The following is an 8696-nucleotide window of genomic DNA, read 5'->3' as shown; positions in this document are numbered from 1 at the left end:
CCGCGTGAGCGCCGCGCGGGCGTGGGCCGACGACGAGGTCGGGCGCGGCCCGCTGTCCCGCGGGGCCGCGGCCGTCTACCGGGTGCTCGTGCTCGAGGCGCTGCTGGTCCTCACGACGCTGCCCACCGCGGTGCTCGTCGTCCTGCTCGACCGCTCCGCCGGCAACCTGCCGGTGTTCGCCGCGGCGCTGCTGCCGGTCGGCCCCGCCGTGGTCGCGGGGCTCGCCGCGGCCCGCGCCTGGGAGGTCGACCCGGACCTGTCGCCCGCGCGCGGGTTCTGGCGCGCGTACCGGCGGGACGCCCTCGGCACCCTCGCGTGGTGGGCGCCCCTGCTGGCCGTCCTCGCCGTGCTGGCGGTGAACGCCGCGCACGCCGAGGTCGTGCCCGGGGGAGCCGCGCTGCGTCCGGCCGGCCTGGTGCTCGCGGCGCTGCTCGTCGTCGTCGGGGGGCACCTCGCCGTGCTGCAGGCGCGGTTCGCGTTTCGGCTGCGGGACGCCGTGCGGATCGCCCTGGCGGAGGTGGTGCCGCAGTGGCGGTTCAGCCTCGGCGTCCTGAGCCTGCTCCTGGTCGGCGCCGCGGTCACCGTGCTGGCGTTCGACGTGGTCACCGTCCTGCTCGCCTGGGCCGGCGTGCTGCTGCTGCACGTGATGGCCCGCCCGCTCGTCGCCGACGTCACCGAGAGGTTCACCGTCCATGTCTGACGCCCCGCCGCTGCGCACGCCCGCGCCCGCAGCCACCCCGGCGCGGCTGCCGCGCACCCCGTCGCTCGCCTACGGCGGCGACTACAACCCCGAGCAGTGGGGCAAGGACGTCTGGGACGCCGACCACGCGGCGTTCGACGCCGCCCGGATCACCACCGTGACCCTCGGGGTGTTCAGTTGGTCGCTCACCCAGCCCGCCGAGGACACGTTCGACTTCACCGTCCTCGACGAGATCGTGCAGCGGGCCGCCGACGAGGGCCGGCAGGTCTGCCTGGCGACCGGCACCGGCGCGCTGTCCCCGTGGATCGCCCGCGCGTACCCGGAGGTGACGCGCGTCGACTTCGAGGGGCGCAAGCACCGGTACGGGCAGCGGCACAACGCGTGCTGGTCGTCCCCGGCGTTCCGGCGGCTGGCCGCGGGCATCGCGGGCCGGGTCGCCGAGCGGTACGCCGACCACCCCGCCGTGATCGCCTGGCACATCGGCAACGAGTACGGCGGCGACGGCGGGGCCTGCTACTGCGACCTGTGCGCCGCGGAGTTCCGGCTCTGGCTGCGCGCCCGGTACGGCACGCTCGACGCGCTGAACGAGGCGTGGAACGCGACGTTCTGGTCGCACCGGTTCACCGACTGGGACGAGATCGAGCCGCCCAGCGCCCTCACCGAGCACTGGAGGGGCCGTGGGTACACCGCGTTCCAGGGCATCACGCTCGACTACTACCGGTTCAGCACCGACAACGCGATCCGCCAGTTCTGCGAGGAGAAGGCCGCGATCCGCGCGCACTCCGACCTGCCGGTGACCACCAACTTCATGGGGTTCTTCCAGCCGCTCGACTACCACCGGTGGGCCCCGCACCTCGACTTCGCGTCCTGGGACAACTACCCGCCGCGCTGCGACGAGCCCTGGCGCACCGCCCTGACCCACGACCTGATGCGCGGGCTCAAGGAGGGCGCCCCGTTCTGGCTGATGGAGCAGACCCCGACGGTCACCGCGTCGCGGGACGTCAACCCGGTCCGCCGCCCGGGGATCATGCGGCTCTGGTCCTGGCAGGCCGTCGCGCACGGCGCCGACTCGGTGCTGTTCTTCCAGATGCGGGCCTCCCGCGGCGCCTGCGAGATGACCCACGGCGCGGTGCTCGACCACTCCGGCCGGCTCGACACCCGGGCGTTCCGCGAGGTGGCGGGGCTGGGCGCGGAGCTGGAGCGGCTGGGGGACACGCTGCTCGGCGCCCGGACGCCCGCGCGCACGGCGCTGCTCGTCGACTGGGACTCGTGGTGGGCGGTCGAGATGGCCGACGGGCCCAACCGCCTCGTGAAGTACCTGCCGACGCTGCTGGAGTGGGGCCGGGCGTTCTGGGACGCGGGCGCGCAGGTGGACGTCGTGCCGGTGACCGCCGACCTGTCCCGGTACGACGTGGTGGCCGCGCCCCTGCTGCACCTGGTCAAGGGCGACCTGGCCGGGCGGCTCGCGGAGGTGGCTGCGCGCGGCGGGACCGTGCTGACCGGGTACCTGTCCGGGCGGGTCGACGAGGACGACCGGCGGTTCCTCGCCGACGTCCCCGGGCCGCTGGCCGGGCTCGCGGGGGTGCGGGTCGCCGAGACCGACGCCGCCGAGCCGGGCGTGGTGAACCCGGTGCGGTTCGCCGGCGGGGACGGTGGGGACGGGCCCGCGGACGGGGACGGCGCTCGCGGCGCGGGGCTGACGGTCGACGGGTCGATGGTGTTCGAGGTGCTCGTCCCCGAGGGCGCCGAGGTCATGGCCCGGTACGGCGCCGACTTCTACGCGGGCGAGCCGGCGGTGACCCGGAACCGGGTGCCGGTGGCGCCGGGTCGTGCGGCCGGGGGCGACGCGGCCGGGGCCGGGGGAGCGCCCGCCGAGGGCCACGTCTGGTACCTCGGCACCGAGCTCGCCCAGGAGGGTCTGGCGCACGTCGTCCGCACCGCGCTGGCCCGGCACGACCTGCTGGGCCCGTACGCCGACGTCCCGGGCCTGGAGCTCGCGACCCGCATCACGACGACCGGCGACCGCGTCGACCTGCTCCTGCACCACGGCACCGAGCCGGTGACGGTCGAGGCGCACGCCGACGGCACCGACCTCCTCACGGACCGCACCTGGGCGGCGGGCGAGCGCGTGACGCTCGCCCCGGCGGCCGTCGTCCCCCTCCGCCTGCACTGACCCCCCGCCCCCTCCCGCCGAGATTGCAGAAGGTGCGGGGTTCAAGGCCCCGGAACCCCGCACCAGCTGCAACCTCGGCGCAGGGACCGCGGGCGGTGACGCGAGCGGGGCGGGACCGCCGAGATTGCAGAAGGTGCGGGGTTCGAGGGCGCGGAACCCCGCGAGGAGTGCAACCTCGGCGAGGGGCTGGCCGCGGGGCGAGGGGGGCGTCAGGCGGCGAGGAAGTGCAGGGCGCGGGTCTGGTCGAGGACCGCCGCGACCAGGGGGTCGTGCGCGCCCAGGCCCGGGGAGAGCCGGTCCAGCACCGCCCGCACGGACGCCGCCAGGTCGCCGTCCGCCAGGCCCGCCACGCGCTCCGGCCGCGCCTCCGCGACCGGGCCGGCCTGCCCGCGCAGGTGCAGCACCCACGCCGCCACGGTCGTCGCGGCGCCGGTCGGCACCCGCCCGGCGGCGCACTCGGCGCGCAGCACCGGCGCCACCCGCACCGGCAGCTTCTCGGAGCCGTCCGCGGCGATCTGCGCGAGCAGGTGCTCGATCCTCGGGTTCCCGAACCGCTCCAGCAGCGCGCGCCGGTACGCCCCGACCTCGTCCGCGGGCAGGTCCAGGTGCCGTGCCGCCTCGTCCCACCAGGCCTCGACCCGGCCGCGCAGCCGGCGGTCGGCGATCGCCTCGGCCACGGTCCGGTAGCCGAGCGCGGTGCCCGCGTAGGCGAGCAGCGAGTGGGCGCCGTTGAGCAGCCAGAGCTTGCGCTGCTCGAACGGCCGCACGTCCTCGACGAGCTGCGCGCCCGCGTCGTCCCAGGCGGGCCGCCCGGCGGGGAACTCCCCGGCGACGACCCACTCGGAGAACGGCTCGGTCACGACGGGCGCGGCGTCGGCGAGACCGGTCGCGGCGCGCACGGCGTCCCGTCCGGCGTCCGTGGTGGCCGGGGTGATCCGGTCGACCATCGTGGTGCCGAACACGACGTGCGCCCCGATCCACTCGGCGAGCGCCGGGTCCACCAGGTCGGCGAGCTCGAGCACCACCCGGCGCAGCGCCTCCCCGTTGTCCGGCAGGTTGTCGCACGGCAGCAGGGTGATCGGGCCCGCCCCGGTCGCCCGGCGCAGCCGCAGGCCCGCCACCACCCGGCCCGGCACCGTGCGCACCGGCCCGTGCCGGTCGGCGCGCAGCGCGGCCACGTCGGCGCGCACGTCGCCGCGGTCGGTGTCCAGCCCGCCGTCGGGGGCCCGGACGTAGCCGGCCTCGGTGACGGTGAACGTCGCGACCGCGACGGCGCGGTCCGCCCAGTAGCCCAGCCAGGCGTCGTGCTCGTCCCCGCCGTGCGTGGCCGAGACGCTCGACACGACGCGGAACCGCTCGCCGTCGGGGGCCCGGGTGACCAGCGTGTACAGCCCGTCCTGCGGGGCCAGCGACTCGGCGAGCGCCCGGGACCGGCCGGCGAAGGCGGCGATGCCCCAGCCGGCGGCGTCGGGGGCGTTGTCGGTGTACCAGGCCTGGTGGGCGCGGAAGAAGCCGCCGAGCCCCAGGTGCACGACGCGGACGGGCGCGGCGGGACGGCCGTGCCCGGCGGCGCGGGACAGCCGCAGGCCGGCGGGGGTGGTCAGGCGGTGCTCGGGGAGGGTGATCACAACCGGAACGCCTCTCTCGGGATGGTGGTGACGAGGTCGACGGCGGTCTCGTGCGCCTCGTCCAGGGTGAGCCGGTGGTCGGTGACCAGCCGGGCCAGGTACGCGGCGTCCGCGCGCCGGCTCGCGTCGTGCCGGGCGGGGATGGACAGGTAGGCCCGGGTGTCGTCGACGAACCCGGAGGTCTTCGCGAACCCGGCGGTCTCGGTCACGGCCGCGCGGTACCGCTCCATCGCGTCGGGGGCGTCGAGGAACCACCACGGCGCCCCGACGTAGAGCGACGGGTAGAACCCGGCCAGCGGCGCGAGCTCGCGGGAGAACGTCGTCTCGTCGATGGTGAACACCACGAGCCGGAACCGCGGGTGCGTGCCGAACGCGTGCAGCACCGGGCGCAACGCCTCGGTGAACTCGACGGCCACGGGGATGTCCGCGCCGATGTCGGTCCCCAGGCGCTCGCGGGAGGGGGCGTGGTGGTCCCGGCGGACGCCCGGGTGCAGCGTCATCACCAGGCCGTCCTCGCTGGACATCCGCGCCATCTCGAACAGCAGCCCGCGGCGCAGGGCCTCGGCCTCCGCCGGCGTCGCGGTCCCGGCCCGGGCGCGGGCGTACAGCCGCTCGCCGTCGGCCGGGTCGAGCGGCGCCATCGTCGCGTCCCGGTGGCCGTGGTCGGACGAGACCGCGCCGTGCGCCGCGAAGTGCGCGCGCCGGCGCTCCATCGCCTCCACCCAGCCCGCGAGGCTGCCGGTGTCCGTGCCGGCGACCTCGCCCAGCGCGTCGACGCGGGCGACCCAGCCGGGGGCCGCCGCCTCCAGGTAGCGGTCGGGGCGGAACGTCGGGACGACCCGACCGTGCCAGGTCGGGTCGGCGCGCAGCGCGGCGTGGTGGGCGAGGTCGTCGCACGGGTCGTCGGTCGTCGCGAGGACGTCGAGCCGGAACCGGTCGTACAGCGCGCGCGGCCGGAACCCGGGCTCGGCCACGCGCTCGCCGATCGCGTCGTACAGGTCGTCGGCGCTCGCCTCGGACGGCACCAGGTCGACGCCGAGCACCTCGACCAGCACCTGCTCCAGCCAGAGCTTCACGGGCGTGCCGCGGAACGCCGGCCAGTGCCGGCACAGCAGCCGGAACGCGGCCCGGGACTGCGCGGGCGTCGGCTCGGCCACCCCGACGCCGAGGTCCTGCAGCGGGACGCCGCGCGCGTGCAGCACGCGGGTCAGGTAGTGGTCCGGGGTGATGAGCAGCGCGGTCGGGTCGGGGAACGGCGTGTCCTCGGCCAGCCACCGGGCGGGGACGTGGCCGTGCGGGGACACGATCGGCAGGTCCCGGACCGCCCCGTAGAGCTCGCGGGCGACCGACCGCGTCGCCGGGTCGGCGGGCAGCAGCCGGTCGGGGTGCGGCGCGAGCCGGGGTGGGGCGACGGGGGTCGACAGCGCTGTCATGCGGCCATGGTTCGAGGCACCGCCGCCCGGCTGCAAGCGGTTGCCATGAGTTGCCCCGGCGCCGGTGCGCGCCGGTTCGTGCCGGCCCCGGGCCGCTCGGCCGCGTCAGCCCGCGCGCGCCGCCACGACCCCCGACGACTCCCGGACCACCAGCCGCGCGGGCACCACGACCGGCTCCCCGCGGGACCGCGCGCCGTTCACCAGCGCCAGCAGGTTCCGCAGCCCTGTCGCGCCCATCGCCTGCAGCGGCGTCGACACCGTGGTCAGCGCGGGGGAGACGATCTGGCCGATCAGCACGTCGTCGAACCCGACCACGCTCACGTCCTCCGGCACCCGAAGCCCGGCCTGCTGCAGCCCGCGGATCACTCCGACCGCCATGAGCGCGTTGAACACCAGCACCCCGGACGCGCGCGCCCCGCCGAGCGCGAGCGCCGCCTCGAACCCGCCCGCGAACGTCGGCTCGAACGGCCCGATCCGCCGGGCGCTGATGTCCAGCTCGTGGCACGCGTCGCTGAACGCCCGCCACCGCGCGCCGTTCGGCCAGGACGCGTCGGGCCCGGCCACGTACACCAGGTCGCGGTGCCCGGCCTCGCCCAGGTGCTCGACGGCGCGCCGGGCCCCGCGCCGTTCGTCCGCCACGACGCACGGCACGTCGGCGAGCCCGCGGTTCATCACCACGACCGGGCGCTGCTTCGCGATGCTCCGGATCGCGGAGTCCGGCATGCGCGACGAGGTGAGCAGCACCCCCTCGACCATCGGCAGGATGCGCTCGGCGGTCTCCCGCTCCGTCGCCGCGTCCTCGCGGGTGTCCTCGACCAGCACCCCGTACCCGGCGGCCGACGCCGCGACCTGGGCGCCGCGCAGCAGCTCGGCGTAGATCGGGTTGGCCAGGTCGGACACCAGGACCGCGATCATCCGGCTGCGGGCGGTCGACAGCGCCTGCGCGACCGGGTTCGCCCGGTAGCCGATCGCCGCGGCCGCCGCGCGCACCCGCTCCGCCGTCTGGGAGTTGACCCGGCCCGGCCGGGCGAAGGTCCGGGACACCGTCGAGGCCGCGACCCCCGCGGCCTGCGCGACGTCGTAGATCGTCGGCGCGCGGGTCGCCCGCGGCTCGCTGCCGCCCTCGGCCTCCACCATGCCGCGATCGTAGGGGGCGGCCTACGCCGCCGGGACGAGCGCCCGGACCGCCTGCTCGACCCCGCGCAGCTCCGCCAGTCCCTTCAGCCGGCCGATCAGCGAGTACCCCGGGTACGTCTCCCGGAACTGGTCGTCGAGCATCCGCTGGCCGTGGTCCGGGCGCATCGGCAGCCGTGGCCCGCCGTCGCGCTCGCGCCGCCGCTCCTCCGTGACCAGCGCCGCGATCACGGCCACCATGTCCGCGTCGCCGGCGATGTGCGGGGCCTCGTAGAAGCTCCGGCCGCCGTCCTGCAGCCGTACCGAGCGCAGGTGCGCGAAGTAGATCCGTTCCGCGAACCGCCGGGTCATCGCCACCACGTCGTTGTCCGCGCGCGACCCGTACGAGCCGATGCACATCGTCAGCCCGTTCGCGGGGGAGGGGGCCGCGTCGAGCAGGTGCTGGGCGTCCTCCGCGGTCGACACCACCCGCGGCAGCCCGAACAGCGGGCGCGGCGGGTCGTCGGGGTGGATCGCCAGCCGCAGGCCCACCTCCTCCGCGACCGGCACGACCTCCCGCAGGAACGACGACAGGTTCGCGCGGAGCGCGTCGGCGTCCACGTCGTCGTACGTCGCCAGGGCGCCGCGGAACTCGTCGAGCGTGTACCGCTCCTCCGACCCGGGAAGCCCGAGCAGGATCGTGTCGACCAGCCGCTCCCGGGCCTCGTCGTCCATCGCGTCCAGCACGGCGCGCGCCCGGGCGGTCTGCTCCGCGTCGTACTCCGCGGCCGCGCCGGGGCGGCGGAGCAGGAACAGGTCGAACGCGGCGAGCTGGTCCGCGTCGAACCGGAGCGCCCACGTCCCGTCCTCGAGCGGGTACCCGAGGTCCGTGCGGGACCAGTCCAGGACGGGCATGAAGTTGTAGCAGACCAGGTCGATCCCGCAGGCCGCGAGGTTGCGGATCGTCTGCTGGTACGCGGCGACCGCGCGGTCGCGCAGCGGGCCGCCGCGCTTGACGTCCTCGTGCACCGGGACGCTCTCGACGACGGACCACACCAGGCCCGCGGCCTCGATCTGCTCGCGCCGGGCCTCGATCGCCTCCACCGGCCAGACCTCGCCGTTCGGGATGTCGTGCAGCGCGGTGACCACGCCCGTCGCGCCGGTCTGGCGGACCTGCGCCAGCGTGATCGGGTCGCGGTCGCCGAACCAGCGCCAGGTGTGCTCCATCGCCGTCCCTCCCGGGGTCGGGGCGGCGTCGGTGCCGCCCGCGTGGTCAGCAGCGTCGCCGGGGCGGGTGGCGGGGGACAACCGGTTGCCAGAAGTTGCTCGCGCGCGTGGCGCGGGGCCCGGACCTGCGGGGCGGCCCTCGCGCGCAGGGCGCCGTTCCCGCGCCCCCACGCCCGAGTCCCCCTAGAGTGACGCCGTGACCGACCCGCAGGACCCCCTCGCGCAGGCCCCGCTGCTGCGCGTCGTCCACGAGTGCCACCCCGACGTCGACGTCGTCGTCCTCCCTCCGGAGGCGCCGGCGCCCGAGCCCGCCGACGCGCCGGTCCCCGTGACGGACGCCGCGCTGGACGCCGAGCGGTCCCGGGTGGAGAGCGCCCTCGCCGGGCTGCTCGACGCCGCGGGCGCCCCCGACGCCGCCCCGG

At 76.6% G+C, this 8696-nt stretch carries 7 protein-coding genes; 3 read left to right on the top strand and 4 right to left on the bottom strand.

Annotated elements, in window-relative coordinates; translation table 11 throughout:
* Both FA014_RS15900 and FA014_RS15895 read left to right on the top strand, forming a co-directional pair.
* The coding region (locus tag FA014_RS15900) for a DUF624 domain-containing protein (RefSeq protein ID WP_154730625.1) at positions 1-700 on the top strand (700 nt) is incomplete at its 5' end.
* Positions 693-2873, top strand: a complete 2181-nt coding sequence (locus FA014_RS15895; protein ID WP_154730624.1) for a beta-galactosidase — start codon at positions 693-695, stop codon at positions 2871-2873. The genes FA014_RS15900 and FA014_RS15895, both read left to right, overlap by 8 nt.
* 209 nt (positions 2874-3082) lie before the next feature.
* On the opposite strand, the gene FA014_RS15890 is transcribed toward FA014_RS15895, so the two are convergent.
* The 4 genes from FA014_RS15890 to uxuA all read right to left on the bottom strand — a co-directional run bounded on the left by FA014_RS15890 (position 3083) and on the right by uxuA (position 8274).
* Complete coding sequence (locus FA014_RS15890; RefSeq protein ID WP_230323248.1) at positions 3083-4501, bottom strand: mannitol dehydrogenase family protein; 1419 nt, start codon at positions 4499-4501, stop codon at positions 3083-3085.
* Positions 4498-5934: a glucuronate isomerase gene (uxaC, locus tag FA014_RS15885; RefSeq protein WP_154730623.1), complete on the bottom strand. Its 1437-nt coding sequence runs from the start codon at positions 5932-5934 to the stop codon at positions 4498-4500. The genes FA014_RS15890 and uxaC overlap by 4 nt, the downstream gene beginning before the upstream one ends.
* A gap of 105 nt (positions 5935-6039) precedes the next feature.
* Complete coding sequence (locus FA014_RS15880; protein WP_154730622.1) at positions 6040-7071, bottom strand: LacI family DNA-binding transcriptional regulator; 1032 nt, start codon at positions 7069-7071, stop codon at positions 6040-6042.
* 21 nt (positions 7072-7092) lie between these two features.
* A complete protein-coding gene (gene uxuA, locus FA014_RS15875) occupies positions 7093-8274 on the bottom strand; it encodes a mannonate dehydratase (RefSeq protein ID WP_154730621.1) in 1182 nt (393 codons plus the stop codon).
* 196 nt (positions 8275-8470) lie between these two features.
* Here uxuA and FA014_RS15870 point away from each other — a divergent pair.
* The coding region (locus FA014_RS15870; protein WP_230323247.1) for a hypothetical protein at positions 8471-8696 on the top strand (226 nt) is incomplete at its 3' end.

Origin of the sequence: Cellulomonas hominis (genome assembly GCF_005239125.1) — a bacterium.
In the GTDB taxonomy this organism is placed as follows: domain Bacteria; phylum Actinomycetota; class Actinomycetes; order Actinomycetales; family Cellulomonadaceae; genus Cellulomonas; species Cellulomonas hominis_A.
The sequence above is the reverse complement of the archived record's forward strand: the minus strand, read 5'-3'. Positions and strand labels throughout refer to the sequence as shown.

What these genes read in the sequence shown, in the direction of transcription:
- FA014_RS15895 (WP_154730624.1), top strand. Translation starts at nt 693, where the DNA reads ATGTCTGACGCCCCGCCGCTGCGCACGCCCGCGCCCGCAGCCACCCCG.
- uxaC (WP_154730623.1), bottom strand. Translation starts at nt 5,934, where the DNA reads ATGACAGCGCTGTCGACCCCCGTCGCCCCACCCCGGCTCGCGCCGCAC.
- FA014_RS15880 (WP_154730622.1), bottom strand. Translation starts at nt 7,071, where the DNA reads ATGGTGGAGGCCGAGGGCGGCAGCGAGCCGCGGGCGACCCGCGCGCCG.
- uxuA (WP_154730621.1), bottom strand. Translation starts at nt 8,274, where the DNA reads ATGGAGCACACCTGGCGCTGGTTCGGCGACCGCGACCCGATCACGCTG.